We start from the raw sequence: 17,665 nt of genomic DNA, 5'->3' as shown, positions 1-17,665 counted from the left end.
AAAAGGGAACCTACAAGGCAGGCAGGATCAGGATTGACGCTGGCGCACGGTCTCGTACAGGCAGACGGCGCTGGCGACGCTGACGTTCAGGCTTTCCACCGAACCCAGCATGGGAATGTTGACGAGCTGGTCGCAGGTTTCGCGCGTGAGGCGGCGCATGCCCTCGCCTTCGGCCCCCATGACCCATGCCATCGGCTGGCGCGCGTCGATCTTGTGCATGCTGTCGGCGGCCTGGTCGTCCGTCCCGACGAGCCACACGCCGCGGTCCTTCAGACCGCGCATCGTGCGAGCCAGGTTGGTCACCATCAGATAGGGAACGGTGTCCGCCGCGCCGCAGGCGACGCGCTGCACGGTGGCATTCAGGCCGACCGCCCGGTCGCGCGGCGCAATGACCGCGTGCACGCCCGCCGCATCCGCCGTGCGCAGGCAGGCGCCCAGATTGTGCGGATCGGTCACGCCGTCAAGGATCAGCAGGAGCGGCGGCCCCTCCACCAGATCAAGCACTTCGTCCACATCGACCGCGAGCTGGCGCTCATCGGCCAGCGCCACGACACCTTGATGGCGGGTGCCGCGCGACAGGCCGTCCAGGCGCTCCATCGGCACGGGATGCAGGCGGCAACCCGCCTTTTCGGCCTGCTCGATGAATGTCTGCATGCGCTTGTCGCGGCGCGAGGCCTCGACGTAGATTTCCTTGATCGACTCGGGCGCGTGGCGCAGCCGCGCAACGACCGCGTGAAACCCGGCCAGGACTTGGGTCGACGCCATAAAACAATACCTTTAGATAAACGAATACCCGCCCCAGAGGGGGCGGGCCACCGGACAGACCGGCAATAAACGCAATGTTACCCCTTAAGGCCGCGCCGCCAAACGACGGCCCGGCCTTGAGGTTCAGACGGCGCCCGTCGGCGCGTCAGTGGCGGCTGCGCGTGGCCTTCTTGGCGGGCGCGGCCCGTTTGGCGGCCTTGGGCGGCTTGCTGGCCTTCTTGGCTTCGGCGCGCCTTTCCTTGGCGGTCTGTCCCTTCAAGCCCGCAGGCTTGGGCGACGCAGCCTTCTTGACCCGGCGCATCGGCTCATCCGGCCCGCGGGCCGCCGCCTTGCGCAGCGCGTCAAAGCTCGTGCCTTGCACCAGCCGGAACTCGATGCGGCGCGCCTCCAGGTCCACGCGGGACACCTGGACCTGCACCTTGTCGGTCAGGCGGTAGCGCATGCCCGTGCGCTCGCCGCGCAGTTCGTGCAGGGCGTCGTTGAACTGGAAGTACTCGCCGCCCAGCTCGGAGACGTGCACCAGGCCTTCGACATGCAGCGTATCCAGCGTGACGAAGATGCCGAAGCTGGCCACGCCGGTGACGGTGCCGCTGAAGTCCTCGCCCACGCGCTCCTTGACGAACCAACACTTGAGCCAGGCCTCGACGTCCCGCGACGCCTCGTCCGCGCGGCGTTCGCTGGCCGACAGCACCAGGCCCATCTTTTCCCAGATGGCGTGCTCGTGTTCGCGCTGCGTGCGGCCAATGACCACGGCGTGGTCGTCCAGGCTGGGCACATACCGCTGCCCCGCCAGCAAGGCCTTGATCACGCGATGCGTGAGCAGGTCGGGATAACGGCGGATCGGCGAGGTGAAGTGGCTGTAGCCCGGATAGGACAGGCCGAAGTGGCCCATGTTGTCGGGGCTGTACACGGCCTGCTGCATGGAGCGCAGGCACATGGTCTGCAGCAGCGGGTAGTCGGGACGCCCGCGCACGGAATCGAGGAAATCCCCGTAGTCCTTGGCCGTCGGCGATTCGCCTCCGCCCAGGGACAAGCCCATGGTGCGCAGGAATTCGCGCAGCGACTGCAGGCGTTCCGGCGTCGGCCCCTCATGGATGCGGTACAGGCCGGGATGCTTGCTGCGCACCATGAAGTCGGCCGCGCACGTGTTGGCGGCCAGCATGCACTCTTCGATCAGCTTGTGGGCGTCGTTGCGCACGGACGGGACGATCTGTTCGATGCGTCCCAGTTCGTTGCAGACGATCTTGGTTTCGACCGTGTCGAAATCGATGGCGCCCCGCTTCTTGCGGCCCTGCGCCAGCAACTGGAACAGCTCATACAGATGCTGGATCTGGGGCATGACGCTCTGCATGGCATGCGCCGCCGGCCCGCCCGGCTGCTGCAGGGCGGCCCAGATATTCGTGTAGGTCGTGCGGGCATGCGAATGCATGACCGCGTTGTAGAACTGGTAGGCGGTGACCGTGCCGGCCTTCGCGCCGCTGGCCGGAATGACCATGTCGCAGACCAGCACCAGGCGGTCGACGTCCGGATTCAGTGAGCACAGGCCGTTGGACAACGACTCCGGCAGCATGGGAATGACCCGGCGCGGAAAGTACACGCTGGTGCCGCGCTCGATCGCGTCGTCGTCCAGCGCATCGCCCGGCCGCACGTAATGGCTGACGTCGGCAATGGCCACCAGCAGGCGCCAGCCGGGACGCTTGCGCTGACCCGAGCCCAGCTCGACCGGCTCGCAATACACCGCATCGTCGAAGTCGCGCGCGTCTTCACCGTCAATGGTGATGAGCGGCACGTCGCGCAGGTCCACGCGGTCTTTCAGATCCGACTTGCGAACGGAGTCGGGCAGGCGCGCAGCCTGCTTCAAGGCGGCTTCGCTGAAATCGACCGGCACGTCGAACTTGCGCACGGCGATTTCGATTTCCATGCCGGGATCGTCGATCTCGCCCAGCACCTCAGCCACGCGGCCCAGCGGCTGCGTATGGCGGGTGGGCTGCTCCATGATTTCCACCGCGACCACCTGCCCGTGCTGGGCGCCGTTGGTGTCGCTGGGGGGAATGAGGATGTCATGCTTGATGCGCTGGTCCTCGGGCACGACGATGGACAGGCCATGCTCGTGCAGGAACCGTCCGACCAGCTTGTTGGTGCGGCGCTCGATGACTTCGACGATGGTGCCTTCCGGCTTGCCCCGGTATTCGCCCGTCGGCTTGACCAGCACGCGGTCGCCATGCAGCACCTTGAGCATTTCGCGCGGCGACAGGAACAGATCGGGCCCGCCGTCGTCGCGCAGCAGAAAGCCGAAGCCGTCGCGGTGACCCAGCACCTTGCCCGCCACGAAGTCGAGCTTGGTCGCGAGCAGCAGCACCCCCTTGCGGTTGGGCATCAACTGCCCGTCGCGCTCCATGGCGCCCAGGCGGCGCTCGAATCCCACCATCGTCGCGGGTCGCTCGATGCCCATGCGCTCGGCCAGCTCAACCGGAGACAAGGGCGAACCGGCGGCGCGCAGCGCCGTCAGAATGGCTTCACGGGACGGAACATCAGGATCGAAGTCCGGCGGCGCTTCGGGCAAGGGAGTTGATCTGTTGTTATTCGATTCGTTATTCGATCGTTTTGCCAAAGCTAAATTTTCCGTATATAATGCGCAGCTTCTGTGGTTCGCCCAAGGCTGAACACTGAAGCAGAAATGGTCAGAAGTGCGGGTCAGAGTTGCTAATAAAGCGCTGATAAAGCCGCATTGTAAAACCAACTGCATCCTGACGCATGGTTTAGTTCAAAAGTTGAATTGAACGATGCAACGGAAGGCAGGGTAGCACAGACTTCTGACAGTATCTTTCAGTGCCCAGGTGGCGGAATTGGTAGACGCGCATGGTTCAGGTCCATGTGCCGCAAGGTGTGGAGGTTCGAGTCCTCTCCTGGGCACCACGGAATTCAAATCGAGTCAGTATTCACTGATTTGATTGCAAAGGCTGAAGGCCCCGGAAATCGAAAGGTTTCCGGGGCTTTTGCTTTGCGCGCCAGCAGGGCACGCAAACCCACTGCACGTAACCCCACGGCAAGTAAATCTCAATACGCTCAATACGCGGCACATTATCGCCAGGGCACTTTGCGATTGAGGTGATGCCGGGCATAAAGATCGGCGCCCATGCCGTTGATCTGCCCGTCGATGAGCGCCTCGAACGGCGCGAGCAGCGCATCGAAATTGCGCGGCGCCTCGATGGCGTTCAGCGCATGCGTCACGGCCTCGATGGTGGACAACGCGCCCGGCACATCCGCATGGCGCACCCGGTAGCGCGTGGCCAGGCCCGGCGGCAGCATCACACGCGGCAGCGCGGCAAGCGCGGGATTGATATGCAGCAGCTTGCGCGCATGCCCCCACGTTCCGTCGGGCACGATCAGTCGGATGGGAACGTCCATGTCCTGCCCGTAGCCCGGCGTCAGCACGTCGGCGCCCTCCCCGGGAAACAGCAGGCGCGGCGCGTGACCGGGCGCCGCCCAATCGGCCTCGGAAAAATATTCGCCCACCACGCGGCGAGCGCCCGCAAGACCCAGCACCGCCAGCCGCGCCGTATTCAACGCGTGACGCGCTTCGCTGGGATGCTGCAGGACCACCACGCTGGTGCGGCACGATAGCGACGGAATCAGCGCGCAAAGGCAATGCGACAGCGGACGCAGGCAGCGGGTACAGAGGGCTCGGGACATGGACGACACTATATAGAAAGCGGCAAGACAAAAAAAAAGTGAAAAAAAAGCAGCACGACTTGCACACTTCCAAAAAAGTATGCATAATCTCGTTCCTCTGCTGCTGAACACGAAACGGAAGCGCAAGCAACCGGATCTGCGAAGCAACAGCGCCCAGGTGGCGGAATTGGTAGACGCGCATGGTTCAGGTCCATGTGCCGCAAGGTGTGGAGGTTCGAGTCCTCTCCTGGGCACCAATTACTACATCACGAGGTACCTGTCGTGATGCGCCAAAGAAAAACCCCGTACGCGAAAGCGTTCGGGGTTTTTGCTTTTGCGCGCCGACAAAACCCTTGTCTGCCTGAGTCGCCCCTCACACCTTGCCTTGTTTCATGCGCGGCCGCTTGCCCGTTACGGAGCAGGACGGCCGGCAGGTGCAACGACAGCCATCACAGCCGTTGCAACGACAGGCAGGCCGCAGCGCCCTACTTCAAGGTGCGCGTCATCACCACGTGCGGGATGCCGGCCTCGACGAATTCCTCGCCCTCGGCCTTGAAGCCATGCGCTTCATAAAAACCGGCAGCATGCGTCTGCGCGTGCAGCACCAGCATGCGATGGCCATCGCCGTGACCCTGGCCGATCAGCGCATCCAGCAACTGGCCGCCCACGCCCATCCCGCGCGCGCGCTTGTGAACGGCCATTCGGCCGATATGGCCGTCGGGCAGCAGGCGTCCCGTGCCCATGGGCGTGCCGTCGGGCCCGTAGGCCACAGCATGCACGGACACCGCGTCGTCGTCGTCCAACTCGACTTCGGGCGGCACCTTCTGCTCGACCACGAACACCGCATGACGCACGGAATACGCGTCCTCGCGCAGGCGATCCCACGTACCCAGGGCGATACGCACCGTTGCTTGTTTATTGGCCGACATGTCCTTCCCCTACGTTGCAGCAAATGAATAACGAAATCCTACGCCGCATTCTCGCAGGGATGAAGGCGGCGCGAAAAGGGGTACGATCGCGGCTTGCCCTTGCCGCCCAGGTTCCGCCATGACGCCTGCCGCTCCTCCCGCCTGGTTGAAGGCCGCGCCCGCGCTCTTTCTCGTGCTGTGGTCCAGCGGCTTCGTGGTGCTCAAGGTGGGCCTGGCCTACGCGGATCCGCTGACGTTCCTGGCCTTGCGCTATGCCTGCGTCGTTCTCATCCTGGCGCCGCTGTTGCTTGCGCTGCGCCCACCGCTGCCCAGCAACCCACGCACGTGGGGGCACCTGGCGATGGTGGGCCTGCTGTTGCAGGCAGGCTACTTCTGCTTTACCTACCTGTCGCTCAAGCAGGGGATGTCCGCCGGCGGACTGGCCCTCATCACCTCCCTGCAGCCCATCCTGATTGGCCTGCTGGCGCCTGCCATCGCGCATGAGCGCGTCGATGCCCGGCGTTGGGCCGGGCTGGCGCTGGGCGTGGCCGGCGCCGCGCTCGTCATCGTGGCCAAGGCCTCGATCGATGTGCTGGCACCGTGGGGACTGCTGTTCGCGGTGGGCGCCCTGCTCTGCATCACGGGAGGCACGCTGTACGAAAAACGATTCGGCACGCAGATTCATCCGGTCGCGTCCAACCTGGCGCAATACAGCGTCGGGCTAGCCGTCTCCGCGCCGCTGGCGTTCTGGCTGGAATCGATGCACATCGAATGGACCGCACCCCTGCTTGCCTCCCTGGCCTATCTGGTGGTGGGCAATTCGCTGGTCGCGATCACCCTGCTGCTCACCATGATCCGCCACGGGGAAGCCTCGCGCGTGTCCGCGCTGTTCTTCCTGGTGCCGCCCTGCACGGCGGTCATTGCCCTGCTGATCCTGGGCGAGCCGATCCCGGCGCTTGCCTGGCCGGGGATGGGACTGGCGGCGCTGGGCATTCTGCTCGTCACACGCAGGGCGCGCGGCGCGGCCAAGTAGAATGAGCGCCTTTCCGACCTCGCGCCCCCGCCCATGAACGCCGTCGTCACCGCCGCCCTGCCAGTCTTTGCGCTGATACTGACCGGCTGGCTGGCCGCGCGCTGGCGCATCCTGGGCACCCACGCGACCGACGCCCTGAACCGGTATGTGGTCTACCTGTCGCTGCCCGCGCTGCTGTTTCGGGCGATGACGCAGGTGGACCTGGCGCACATGGCGCACTGGGGGTTCGTGGGCGCCTTCGCGGGCGGCATCGCCATCACGTTCCTGGCGTCTTTCCTGCCGCGCAAGCGGGGGCCGCACACGCTGACCGACCGCAGCATAGAAGGCCTGGCGGCGTCCTACGCAAACGCCGGCTACATGGGCATCCCCCTGTGCCTTGCGCTGCTGGGCGCGGACAGCCTCGCGCCCGCCACCTTCACCACGCTGCTCACCGCCAGCGTGCTCTTCGGATTTGCCATCGCGCTCATCGAGTTCGACCGCCAGCAGACGCCCAACCTGCCCGCCACGCTGCTCAAGGTGGGACGCGCGCTGGCGCGCAATCCGCTGCTGGCCGCGCCGGTGCTGGGGCTGGCCTGGGCGGCCACCGGCGTGGCGCTGCCGGATGGCGTGGACCGCTATGTCGCCCTGCTGGGCGCCTCGGCCAGTCCGTGCGCGCTGGTCACCATCGGCCTCTTTCTTGCGCAGACGGAAACGGCCAGCGCAGGCCCCGGCGTGCTGCGCCTCGTGCTGGGCAAGCTGCTGTTGCAGCCGGCCGCCACGGCGGTGCTGGCCTTTTATGTTTTCTCCATGCCCGCGCTGTGGGCCTGGACCGCCGTGCTGATGAGCGCATTGCCCATCGGCACCGGCCCGTTCATGCTGGCCAAGATGTATGGGCGCGATGCCCGCACCACCTCGCGCGCCATCCTCGTGAGCACTGTCGCTTCGGTGCTGACGGTCAGCCTGCTCGTGGCCTGGATCAGCGCCCATCCCGTCTCCTGAGCCCGGCGCATGCCGGACCCATGCCGGACGCGCGCGCATCATCGCTTCGCGTCGGAACGGCCGGCCGCGCATCATGCATTCATATAACTTCAAGTTATTAATCAAGCACGAATCTGTGGTTTGAGAGATTTGTCGGCCGGTCTAGACTGACGGCTATTTCCACGGGTGCGACTGCGCACCCGTTTGCATTTACGTTTTGATCTTCGGGATTCCCATGAGCGCCAACGCCTCCTCCCTGCCCTTGTCCTCGGCCCTGCCCCCCATCCAGATCAACCGCAAGCCGCTCTGGATTGCGTTGCTGCTGGTGCTGGCCGGCGCGCTGTATCTCAACCAGACCGTAAGCTGGCGCCAAGGCGCGCTGTGGGTGGTCGGCGCGCTGCTCGGCGTCACGCTGTACCACGCGTCCTTCGGCTTCACGCAGGCCTGGCGCGTGTTCGTGTCGGATCGCCGCGGCGCGGGTCTGCGCGCGCAGATGCTGATGCTGGGCGTGGGCGTGCTGCTCTTCTTCCCGTTCCTCGCCGCCGGCACCTTGTTCGGCCAGCCGGTGAACGGCTTTGTGTCGCCCCCCGGCGTATCGGTCGTGCTGGGCGCATTCCTCTTTGGCATTGGCATGCAACTGGGCGGGGGCTGCGCGTCGGGCACGCTCTTCGCCGTGGGCGGTGGCAACACCCGCATGGTGGTGACCCTGCTGTTCTTTATCGTGGGCTCGGTCATCGCCACGGCCCATTTCGGCTGGTGGTCCAACCTGCCGGCGCTGGCGCCCACGTCACTCATCAAGACGTGGGGCCTCGCGCCCGCCCTCGTCGTCAACCTGGCGGTCTTCGCCCTGATCGCCTGGGTCGCGACCGTGCTGGAAAAGCGCCGTCATGGCCATGTGGTTTCGTTCGCGTCGCGCACCGCCCGCCCGGTCTCGCTGCTGCAGGGCCCCTGGCCGCTCATCTGGGGCGGCGTGGCGCTGGTGGTGCTGAACTTCGCCACGCTGGCGCTGGCCGGACGCCCGTGGGGCATCACGTCCGCGTTCGCGCTGTGGGGCGCCAAGACGCTGGACGCGTTGGGCGGCGACGTGGCCTCCTGGGCCTATTGGGCCAAGCAGCCGTCGCTCGCCGCGCCGCTGCGCCAGGACGTCACGACCGTCATGGACATCGGCCTGATGTTGGGCGCACTTGCCGCCGCCAGCGCAGCGGGCAAGTTCGCCCCCGTCTGGAAGGTGCCGGCACGTTCGCTCGCCGGCGCGGTCATCGGCGGCCTGCTGCTCGGCTATGGCGCGCGCCTCGCATTCGGCTGCAACATCGGCGCCTACTTCAGCGGCATCCTGTCGGGCAGCCTGCACGCCTGGCTGTGGCTGCCGGCCGCGTTCGCGGGCAGCGCGCTGGGCGTGCGCCTGCGCCCGATCTTCGGCCTGGCCGTCGAAAAGACGCCTTCAGCGTCCAGCTGCTGAGAAACACTGTTCCAGAAAATGGCCTCCGATACCGGAGGCCATTTTTTCGTCTGCCCGCAAACCCTGTGAATACGCCATTCCCGGCCCACAGCGGACCGGCGCGACCGCCCGCGCCCGCGGCGTTTCATTCATCCGCCGGACGGCTGCCCTGGTGTATGGTTGCTCCATTCCGAAACGGAGATGGACATGAACTGGATAGCCGGCCGCTACGCGGCCTTTCTGTTGACCCTGGCCGGCGCGGCGGTCACCGCGCTATTGGCCGCGACGGCGTCCTTGTGGTGGCTCGCGGCCGCCGTGCCGCTGGCGCTGCTGGGCGCGCTCGGCGTGTATGACCTGATCCAACCGCGCCACGCCATCCGCCGCAACTATCCGGTGCTGGGCAACCTGCGCTTCCTGTTCGAGTTCATCCGCCCCGAGATCCGCCAGTATTTCCTGGAAGACGACACCGAGGCCGCGCCCTTTTCGCGCGCCCAGCGTTCCATCGTCTACCAGCGCGCCAAGCGGGAAATCGACAAGCGCCCATTCGGCACCCAGGAAGACGTCTACGGCGACCGCTACGAATGGATCAATCATTCGATGTCGCCCTCGCATATCAACGACACCGACTTTCGCGTGACGGTGGGCGGCCCCGACTGCACGCAGCCCTATTCCATGTCGGCGTTCAACATCTCGGCCATGAGCTTTGGCGCGTTGTCGGCCAACGCCGTGCTGGCCTTGAACGAAGGGGCGCGGCAAGGCGACTTTGCCCATGACACCGGCGAAGGCGGCATCAGCCGCTACCATCGCCAGCCCGGCGGCAGCCTGGTATGGAACATCGGCTCGGGCTACTTCGGCTGCCGCGACGAGCAGGGCGCGTTCTCCGAAGAGGCGTTCGTGCGCAATGCCTGTACGCCGCAGGTCAAGATGATCGAGATCAAGCTGTCGCAAGGCGCCAAGCCCGGCCACGGCGGCATCCTGCCCGCAGGCAAGGTCACGCTGGAGATCGCCGAGGCGCGCGGCGTGGCGCCCTGGCAGGACTGCAACTCGCCCGCCAGCCACTCGGCATTCGACAGCCCCATCGGGCTGATGAAATTCGTGGCGCGCCTGCGCGAACTGTCGGGGGGCAAGCCGATCGGCTTCAAGTTCTGCGTCGGACATCCCTGGGAATGGTTCGCCATCGTCAAAGCCATGCTGGAAACCGGCATCACGCCGGACTTCATCGTGGTCGATGGCGCGGAAGGCGGCACCGGCGCGGCGCCGGTCGAGTTCGTGGATCACGTGGGCACGCCGCTGCGCGAAGCCCTGCGGCTGGTCCACAACACGCTGATCGGCGTGAACCTGCGGGACCGCATCAAGCTGGGCGCGTCGGGCAAGATCATCACCGCCTTTGACATGGCCCGCGTGATGGCGATGGGCGCGGACTGGTGCAACGCGGCGCGCGGCTTCATGTTCGCCATTGGCTGCATCCAGGCCCAGGCGTGCCATACCGGCAAGTGTCCCACCGGCGTGACCACGCAGGACCCGCTGCGGCAACGCGCGCTGGTCGTGCCGGACAAGTCGCAGCGGGTGGCCAACTTCCACAAGAACACCCTGCATGCGCTGGCCGAACTGCTGGCGGCGGCGGGATTGACGCACCCCGGCCAGTTGCGTCCGCACCATATCGCGCGCCGCATCTCGCCCAGCGAAATCCGGCTGCTGTCGGCCCTGTTCCCCGAACTGGCGCCCGGCGAACTCTTGCGCGGCGAGTTCCGCCACCAGGTGTTCCGCGCGGGCTGGGCCATGGCGCAGGCCCATTCGTTCCAGCCCACCCACGACATCACCACCGCCCTGGCGCGGGAACACGCGGCGCAGGCCGCCGCCGCGGGCACCTCATGACGCCGCGCGCGACTGCGCCTACAGCCAGCGCTCGAAAATGCGCGAGAACGACTCCATGAAGCGGTCGTCCAGGCCGCGCTCCTTCCAGGCCTCGGGCGTGATCTGGACGGCATCGGCCACGTCGCGCTGGAACAGCGCCTCCATCTCGGCGGCGAACTCGGGGCCCAGCACGACCGCATTGACCTCATAGTTCAGCGCGAAGCTGCGCCAATCCATGTTGCTGGAGCCCACGGTGGACCAGACGCCGTCCACCACCGCCGTCTTCGCGTGCAGCAGCGCGTCGCGCCGCTCGTAGATCTTGACGCCGGCGCGCAGCAGATCGGTGTAGTGCGAGCGCCCCGCGTGGAACACCAGCGATGAATCGCTGAAACCCGGCAGCACCAGCACCACATCCACGCCGCGCCGCGCCGCGGACTCGAGCACCTCGATGAAGGCCGGGTCCGGCACGAAGTACGCCATCGTGATGTGAATGGACTTCTGCGCGCTTTCGAAGGCGGACATCAGCGTGAGGTACACCGTGTAGCCATCGCTGCGGTCGGGCTGGTTGGCGAGGATGCGCACGGTGGTGTCGCCGACGGGCGGCGCGACATGCGAATCTCCCCACTTGATCGGCTCCTTCGCCTGCGACGCCCAGCCCGCCTGCAGCACCTGTTCAAGCTGCGCCACGGCCGGGCCTTCGATGCGCAGGTGCGTATCGCGCCACGGCGCGGATTCCGCATCCTTGGGCGGGTCGCCGGCCTTGTCATCGCCCGAGCCGCCGCCAGAGCCGGACCCCACGCCGGAACCGCCGCCGCCCGACAGCGACGACGATTCGTACACGCTGCTGACGTTGATGCCGCCCAGGTATCCCACCTTGCCATCCACGACCAGCACCTTGCGGTGATTGCGCTGGTTCGGCGACCAGCCGGCGCGCGCCCGCGCCGGATTGACGGGATTGAAGACCGCAACCTGGATGCCGGCATCGCGCATGCGCTGGAACAGCTCATCGGGCGTCTTGATCGTGCCCACGGCATCGACCATCAACGAGACCTCGGCGCCCCGCTCGCGAGCCGCCATCAGCGCCTCGGCAAAGCGTGCCCCTTCGGCGTCGTCGTCGAAGATGTACGTTTCCATGTGGACATACCGGCGCGCCTGGCCGATGGACTGGAGCATCGCCTTGTACGTGCTGGGCCCGTCCGCCAGCAGGCGCACGCGATTGCCTTTCACCAGCGGCGCGCCGCTGACGGCCTGTTCTACCGCCAGGTGACGGGCGAGAAAATCATCCTTGGGTGTCTGCGGGTCCGCCGCAATGCCTTGCCCGCGGCGATAGCTGTCCTGCGCGGCGTCGGCGGACAGGCCCGCCTGCGCCGCACGCGCCTTGCGCTCCTGCGTGTCCGGCACGCTGGCACAGGCCGCCAGCGCGGATGCGACGCACACGAGCAGGAACGTGCGCGCCCATCGGCACGCACCGGACGCCATCGTCCGCCAGCCACTGCGCGGCCCAACCCGGCTCGAGGCCGGACATGGACTCATGATGCCGCGTCAGCGTCGATTGCCCGCCACGAGGATGCAGCCAAGCACGGCGCCCACCAGGGCCGCCACGCCGACCGACTTCCAGGCATGCTCATGCACGTATTCGTCCGCGTAGGCCGTGGCGCGACGTGCGCGCTCGCGGGCAGCGCCTTCCCACAGGCCGGCGGACTCACGCGCCTCGGCAAGCTGGCGCTTCAGGCGCGAGCGCGCCGCATCGATTTCGGAGCCCGTGTACGAAGCCGTCGAACGCAGAAGGTCTTCCGTACCGGCGAGCAGCTCATGCAAGCTGTCATTCACACGTTCACGATGCAAAGCCATTTCAGCGCGCTGGTGCTTTCGATTCATGGTAGCTCCTTTATTTTTGGGGCCGCCCCGGCTAGCGCCCGCATCGCCTGATGCAACGCAGCATCGCCATGGGCCGCGGAAACGACTTCCGCATGGCCGAAGCCCCATTGTCCACACCATCGGCCACTACTGCCCGAGCTTTCGCAACCAGCCGTAAACCGATATTTCAGCGGAGCGAAACTTGCTGATCGCAAGGGGCGGCACCTGGGCGGGGACGCGCCGCATCCCTCGCCGTTCTCCGCAAAACCTGATTTCGATTTCGTAAAAGTCCATTGCATTCAGAGGCTTGGCGCTTGACACGCAAACCCCCTCAACCGCCACAATAGGTCTTCTCAATGCGCTTCAACCGCCCCAAAAGGAACTGAACGCATGGTTTCTCCTTCTGCACTTTTTGCCGCCGCCGCCCCTGAATTCCTCGCGTCCGAGCCGCAGCATCCCAGCGCCGAACAGATCGAACTGCATGACGGGCTGCTGGACCGACCCGCGCACATCGATCCCAAGTTCCTTTACGACGCGCTCGGCTCATCGCTCTTCACGGCCATCACGCAACTGCCCGAGTACTACCCCACCCGCTGCGAAGATGAAATCTTTCAGCGTCACGGGGCCGATATCGCGCGCCACATCGGGCCGGTGCAGGCGATGATCGACCTGGGCGCGGGCGACTGCGTCAAGGCCGAGCGGCTGTTTCCCAGCCTGCGGCCCAGCCATTACGTGCCGGTCGACATCTCGGCCGACTATCTGCAGACGGCCGTGCGCCGGCTGCAATTGTCGTATCCCGACCTGCGGATCACGGCGGTGGGACAGGACTTTTCCCACGAACTCGCATTGCCCGCCGACGTTCCCGCCGAGCAGCGGCTGTGCTTCTACCCAGGATCGAGCATTGGCAACCTGGGCCCGGATGACGCCTATGCCATGCTGCGCCGGATCCGCGACGCCTGTCCCGGCGGAGGACTGTTGGTGGGCGTGGACCGCGTCAAGCCCCGAAGTGTGCTGGAACCGGCCTATGACGACGCCCTGCACCTGACGGCGGCGTTCAACCTGAATCTGCTGCGCCACGTCAACGCGGTGCTCGACAGCGATTTCAATGTCGAGGACTGGCGGCATGTGGCCCTCTTCAACAGCGAACGCTCGCGCGTCGAAATGCATCTCGAAGCCCAGCGCGCGCTGCACGTCACCTGGCCCGGCGGCCACCGGGAATTCAAGCGCGGCGAGCGCATCCACACGGAAAACTCCTACAAGTTCACCCCGCAGGCATTCAGCGACCTGCTCCACCGCGCGGGCTTTCGCGATGTCGCGCATTGGTCTGACACGCGCGGCTGGTTTTCCGTTTTCAGCGCCCGCGCCTGACGCGCGACCGCCCACCCCGCATCTTGAGGATCGACATGGACCCCGCATGCCTGCTGACCCACCCCGCCCTCGGGCCTTACGCCAGCGGACAGGCCGGACAACACGACCGGTACGACGCTGTGCGCGCCACCACCACGGCCCTGGCGGCCCCGCTGAGTCCGGAAGATTGCCAGGTGCAGTCCATGCCGGACTGCAGCCCCGTCAAATGGCATCTGGCACACACCACGTGGTTCTTTGAAACCTTCCTGCTGGCGCGCTTCGATGCTGCCCGCCCGCCATTTCATCCGCAGTACCGGATGCTGTTCAACTCCTACTACAACGCCGTCGGCGCCAAGCATCCCCGGCCGCAACGCGGCCTGCTGTCGCGCCCGCCGCTGTCCGAAGTACTGCAGTACCGCCAGCATGTGGACGACGCGATGCACGCGCTGATCTCGCGGCTGGGCGGCAATGATCCGGATTTCGATGCGCTGCTCGAACTGGGCCTGAATCACGAGCAGCAGCACCAGGAACTGATCCTGACCGACCTCAAGCACATGCTGTCGGCCAATCCGCTCAAGCCGGCCTACGTGGCGCCGGGTCCGCCCACGATGCCCCCGGCCACGGCCGCGGGCTGGACCCGCTACGAAGGAGGCATCACGCGCATCGGCCACGACGGCCACGGCTTTGCCTTTGACAACGAAGGACCGGCCCACGACGTGCTGCTGACGCCCTTTCAACTGTCCGACCGCCTGGTGACACAGCAGGAGTACCTGGCCTTCATGCAGGATGGCGGATACCAGCGGCCCGAACTGTGGCTATCGCTGGGATGGGACATGGTCTGCGCGCAGGGCTGGCACGCCCCGCTCTACTGGGAGGGCGACCGCGACGCGTGGCGCATCTTCACCCTGCGCGGCATGCAGGAGCCCGACCTTCAGGCGCCCGTCACCCACGTCAGCTATTTCGAAGCCGACGCGTACGCGCGCTGGGCGGGCGCACGCCTGCCACGCGAAGCCGAATGGGAACACGCCGCGCGCCAGTTGCCGGACAGCACCTTCTCTGCGCGCGCCAACATGCTGGAAAACGGCCACCTGGCCCCGCGCCCCGCCCCCGCGCGCGATGGCCAGGGCGGTCCGGTGCAGCTCTTCGGCGATGCCTGGGAGTGGACCTCGAGCGCCTACGACGCCTATCCGGGCTTCCAAACCAGCGCCGGCGCCGTGGGCGAATACAACGGCAAGTTCATGTGCAACCAGTTCGTGCTCCGCGGGGGCTCCTGCGCCACGCCGCGAGACCACATCCGCGCCAGCTACCGCAACTTTTTCCCTGCCGAGGCGCGCTGGCAGTTTTCCGGCATCCGTCTTGCGCGCGACGCCTGACGGAGCGTCCGGGCAGCCGCGCCTGCACGCAGAAAGGTGCGAGTCAAGGCGCCCAACAAAATCCAAGCGCGGCCGCTTGCACTCGCAAAAAACTTCGTGCTAGAATTTCGTTCTTCGTTGATCAGCACTTGCAGCGCAAACTGACCAACGAGAAAAGGATGGCGCATTAGCTCAGCCGGTTAGAGCGACGGAATCATAATCCGCAGGTCCCCTGTTCGAATCAGGGATGCGCCACCAAGAATTTCAAGGCCCGCACAGTGTGCGGGCCTTTTGCATTGCGCCTACGGCATATCGGGCCCGAGGAATATCAGGCCCGAAGGGATTCAAACCCGATACACCGCATCCCGGCGGCGACCGCCCCAGGTTGCCGCCAGACTGGCCACGAACGCGCCGATCAGCATCGACGCAAAGCCCCACAACGCGAACGCCGCGGCAGCCTTGCGGGCGGCGTCGGCCGCTTCCTTGGCTTTCTGCTTGGCGTCCTCGGCCGCCTTCTTGGCGTTCTGGATGGCCTGATCGACGCGGCGTTGCGCCACCGCGGGTTCCACGCCCGCCTGCGCCGCAACCACCTTCACGACGTAGTCGCGGTCCTCGGGCGTCATGTCGCCGCGCGTGACGCTCATCGCCACGATACGGCCGACTTCGGCGCGCGCCGCCTCGGGATCCGCCGTTGCCTCCGGACGATCCGAGCGCAGCAGGCTGTCGGTCAGATAGTCGGTGGCGCGTTCCATGCCGCCCCCGCTCGCCCCGGCCGCCGCAGCGGCCGTGGCAGCCGTGCCTGCCGTGGCCGCCACCGCGGCGCCGGCCTTGGCCACACCCGACGCCATGGAAGCCAGGGCAGAACCCAGCAGCGCTGCGCTGACGATCGCGCTCAGGGCCCACACCAGAAAGCCGTGCGCGGTGTCGCGGAAGTAGACCTCGTCCGAGTGCACGTCGACCCATTTGGTCCGCAGGCGTCCAGCGACGTAGCCGCCGATGCCGTAGGAAACGATCTGGGTGAACAGCATCCAGACGATGATGCCGATGCCGATGGCCGGGGCCGACATGCCTTCATCGCCCCACGGCGACACCGACAGGAAGCCCAGACCCGTGCCGCCAGCGAAGAGCGCGAGCGAAAGCGCGGCGGCGATCACCGCGCCGGCGAAGACCGCCGCCCACGAAACGGCCGAAATGGCCGATTCGCGGACCGGCAGGCCGTCGGCGTAGGGTTGGCTCAATGAAGACGAATTTTCCATGATCGATCCTTGTTCATAGTCTTATGCAACCGCATGAACGCGGCGGATAACGAGTCAGCGGTCAGTGCCAGAACAATGCCAGCAGGATGATGATGGGGATGGGCACGCCTAGCAGCCACAGCAAGATGGAGCGCATGGAAACCTCCTTGTTTCGATGATGGAATCGGGATCGCGCGACGCAGGCCGCAATCAGGCCAGGTCAATGGTGCCCGGGGCGCGAGGATCCGGCGCGGGCGGCGTGGGATCGATGACGTCGGGGTTGTCCGTGGGACGGCCCGGATCGGGAAGCGGATCGTCCTCGGGCGGATTGCCGGGCAGAGCCGGATCGTCGGGTTGAAGATCGCCCGGCTGGCCGGGTTCGCGGTGCGGGAATTGGGACATGGTTGCATCTCCTCAAGCGGCGCTCATGCGCCTTGCCTGAGCTTCAGCAAACGGCGTTCCCGGTGCCCTGCCCGTGTCGTGCAACGTTGAACGGCCCTGGGCATCTGCCCTGGACCCAAACGCGGCGCATCAGTCCTTGCGCCGTCCCCCGCCTTGCGCGGCGGACGGCTCCGGCGCCTCGCCGCCCAGGAATGCCATGACGGCAGACTTGCCCGCGGCCGAGGCCTCGTCCAGGCTGGCGTAGCGCTTGTCGGAGTAATTGGTGCTGCGCACATTTCCCGATTCAGGATCGAGCAGCGTGATGATCCAGGCGAATTCGCCGGGAGAAAGCTGGCGCACCTGCAGGGTGGCGCGCGTGCCGGGACGCAATTCTTGCGTCATCTTGCGGCCTTTTCGGTAGTTCGATGACGCCATCGTAGCGCAATCCGCCCCGCCGTCGCGAGTCGCTACCGCCTTGCCAAAAATGCTGCAGCCGCACATGTTTTTCATGCTGCAGACCCCGAGGCAAATACGCCACAAAGCGCGTGCCGCAGCAGGAAAACCCTAGGGTGCAGTCCGCAAATACAGGCGCACAATCGACACAAACAGAGAGACCGCTCAGCGGCGCCGCATCCCTTTAATCAGGCGAGGACGGAGACAACATGACTTACTTGGCAGTTTTCATGAGCTGTTTGATGGTTATGGGTATCGTCGCGTTGGTGATTCAAACGATACGCAGCGCAGGGCCCGAGCCCTGGCTGAAGATATCGGCGGCGATCGTCAGTTCCACCTTTGCATCGTTGCTGCTGGTCCCGTTGGGATTCGCGGTCGCCCTGACGATGCTCATCGAGTAATCCCCCTTCTGA

16 protein-coding genes and 3 tRNA genes are annotated in these 17,665 nt (G+C 66.0%); 10 read left to right on the top strand and 9 right to left on the bottom strand.

Annotated elements, in window-relative coordinates:
* Positions 1 to 27: 27 nt before the first annotated feature.
* Both rlmB and rnr read right to left on the bottom strand, forming a co-directional pair.
* Complete coding sequence (gene rlmB, locus BXA00_RS17705; protein WP_076519798.1) at positions 28 to 765, bottom strand: 23S rRNA (guanosine(2251)-2'-O)-methyltransferase RlmB; 738 nt, start codon at positions 763 to 765, stop codon at positions 28 to 30.
* 145 nt (positions 766 to 910) lie between these two features.
* On the bottom strand, positions 911 to 3,376 hold the full coding sequence (gene rnr, locus BXA00_RS17700; protein ID WP_076519797.1) for a ribonuclease R: 2,466 nt from the start codon (positions 3,374 to 3,376) through the stop codon (positions 911 to 913).
* 220 nt (positions 3,377 to 3,596) lie between these two features.
* Here rnr and BXA00_RS17695 point away from each other — a divergent pair.
* A tRNA-Leu gene (locus tag BXA00_RS17695) sits at positions 3,597 to 3,681 on the top strand.
* 165 nt (positions 3,682 to 3,846) lie between these two features.
* On the opposite strand, the gene BXA00_RS17690 is transcribed toward BXA00_RS17695, so the two are convergent.
* Positions 3,847 to 4,458: a tRNA-uridine aminocarboxypropyltransferase gene (locus BXA00_RS17690; RefSeq protein WP_076519796.1), complete on the bottom strand. Its 612-nt coding sequence runs from the start codon at positions 4,456 to 4,458 to the stop codon at positions 3,847 to 3,849.
* 151 nt (positions 4,459 to 4,609) lie between these two features.
* Between BXA00_RS17690 and BXA00_RS17685 the strand changes: the two genes are divergently transcribed.
* Positions 4,610 to 4,694 (top strand) — tRNA-Leu (locus BXA00_RS17685).
* A gap of 228 nt (positions 4,695 to 4,922) precedes the next feature.
* Here BXA00_RS17685 and BXA00_RS17680 read toward each other — a convergent pair.
* Entirely contained in the window at positions 4,923 to 5,366 is a 444-nt protein-coding gene (locus BXA00_RS17680; RefSeq protein ID WP_076519795.1) for a GNAT family N-acetyltransferase, read from the bottom strand.
* 118 nt (positions 5,367 to 5,484) lie between these two features.
* Here BXA00_RS17680 and BXA00_RS17675 point away from each other — a divergent pair, with 118 nt between their 5' ends.
* From BXA00_RS17675 to BXA00_RS17660, 4 genes are all read left to right on the top strand, one after another.
* Positions 5,485 to 6,378 (top strand): DMT family transporter, encoded by an 894-nt coding sequence (locus tag BXA00_RS17675; protein WP_076519794.1) that lies wholly within the window; start codon positions 5,485 to 5,487, stop codon positions 6,376 to 6,378.
* Between the two features lie 33 nt (positions 6,379 to 6,411).
* The gene (locus BXA00_RS17670) at positions 6,412 to 7,356 is read left to right on the top strand and encodes an AEC family transporter (RefSeq protein WP_076519793.1); all 945 of its coding nucleotides are present in this window, start codon (positions 6,412 to 6,414) and stop codon (positions 7,354 to 7,356) included.
* 214 nt (positions 7,357 to 7,570) lie between these two features.
* Positions 7,571 to 8,794, top strand: coding sequence for a YeeE/YedE family protein (locus BXA00_RS17665; protein ID WP_076521987.1), 1,224 nt, complete (start codon positions 7,571 to 7,573; stop codon positions 8,792 to 8,794).
* Positions 8,795 to 8,980: 186 nt separating this feature from the next.
* Positions 8,981 to 10,648, top strand: a complete 1,668-nt coding sequence (locus tag BXA00_RS17660; RefSeq protein ID WP_076519792.1) for an FMN-binding glutamate synthase family protein — start codon at positions 8,981 to 8,983, stop codon at positions 10,646 to 10,648.
* Between the two features lie 18 nt (positions 10,649 to 10,666).
* Here BXA00_RS17660 and BXA00_RS17655 read toward each other — a convergent pair whose 3' ends face one another.
* On the bottom strand, positions 10,667 to 12,106 hold the full coding sequence (locus tag BXA00_RS17655) for a phosphatidylserine/phosphatidylglycerophosphate/cardiolipin synthase family protein (RefSeq protein ID WP_076519791.1): 1,440 nt from the start codon (positions 12,104 to 12,106) through the stop codon (positions 10,667 to 10,669).
* A gap of 63 nt (positions 12,107 to 12,169) precedes the next feature.
* Positions 12,170 to 12,505 carry a YqjD family protein gene (locus tag BXA00_RS17650; RefSeq protein WP_076519790.1) on the bottom strand — a complete coding sequence of 112 codons (336 nt, stop codon included), beginning with the start codon at positions 12,503 to 12,505 and terminating at the stop codon, positions 12,170 to 12,172.
* A gap of 369 nt (positions 12,506 to 12,874) precedes the next feature.
* On the opposite strand from BXA00_RS17650, the gene egtD reads away from it, so the two are divergent.
* The 3 genes from egtD (at position 12,875) to BXA00_RS17635 (ending at position 15,441) form a co-directional block, all read left to right on the top strand.
* Positions 12,875 to 13,852 (top strand): L-histidine N(alpha)-methyltransferase, encoded by a 978-nt coding sequence (gene egtD / locus BXA00_RS17645; protein WP_076519789.1) that lies wholly within the window; start codon positions 12,875 to 12,877, stop codon positions 13,850 to 13,852.
* Positions 13,853 to 13,887: 35 nt separating this feature from the next.
* Positions 13,888 to 15,204, top strand: a complete 1,317-nt coding sequence (gene egtB / locus BXA00_RS17640) for an ergothioneine biosynthesis protein EgtB (RefSeq protein WP_076519788.1) — start codon at positions 13,888 to 13,890, stop codon at positions 15,202 to 15,204.
* Between the two features lie 160 nt (positions 15,205 to 15,364).
* Positions 15,365 to 15,441, top strand: a tRNA-Met gene (locus BXA00_RS17635).
* A gap of 86 nt (positions 15,442 to 15,527) precedes the next feature.
* On the opposite strand, the gene BXA00_RS17630 is transcribed toward BXA00_RS17635, so the two are convergent.
* The 3 genes from BXA00_RS17630 to BXA00_RS17620 all read right to left on the bottom strand — a co-directional run bounded on the left by BXA00_RS17630 (position 15,528) and on the right by BXA00_RS17620 (position 17,201).
* Positions 15,528 to 16,439, bottom strand: a complete 912-nt coding sequence (locus tag BXA00_RS17630; RefSeq protein ID WP_076519787.1) for a hypothetical protein — start codon at positions 16,437 to 16,439, stop codon at positions 15,528 to 15,530.
* Between the two features lie 189 nt (positions 16,440 to 16,628).
* On the bottom strand, positions 16,629 to 16,820 hold the full coding sequence (locus BXA00_RS17625; RefSeq protein WP_076519786.1) for a hypothetical protein: 192 nt from the start codon (positions 16,818 to 16,820) through the stop codon (positions 16,629 to 16,631).
* Between the two features lie 129 nt (positions 16,821 to 16,949).
* The gene (locus tag BXA00_RS17620; RefSeq protein ID WP_076521986.1) at positions 16,950 to 17,201 is read right to left on the bottom strand and encodes a hypothetical protein; all 252 of its coding nucleotides are present in this window, start codon (positions 17,199 to 17,201) and stop codon (positions 16,950 to 16,952) included.
* 260 nt (positions 17,202 to 17,461) lie between these two features.
* Between BXA00_RS17620 and BXA00_RS17615 the strand changes: the two genes are divergently transcribed.
* Positions 17,462 to 17,653 (top strand): hypothetical protein, encoded by a 192-nt coding sequence (locus BXA00_RS17615; protein ID WP_076519785.1) that lies wholly within the window; start codon positions 17,462 to 17,464, stop codon positions 17,651 to 17,653.
* Positions 17,654 to 17,665: the final 12 nt, after the last annotated feature.

Source organism: Achromobacter sp. MFA1 R4, assembly GCF_900156745.1.
Classification (GTDB): Bacteria; Pseudomonadota; Gammaproteobacteria; order Burkholderiales; family Burkholderiaceae_B; genus Achromobacter.
This window is presented reverse-complemented; position numbering and strand designations above follow the sequence as displayed.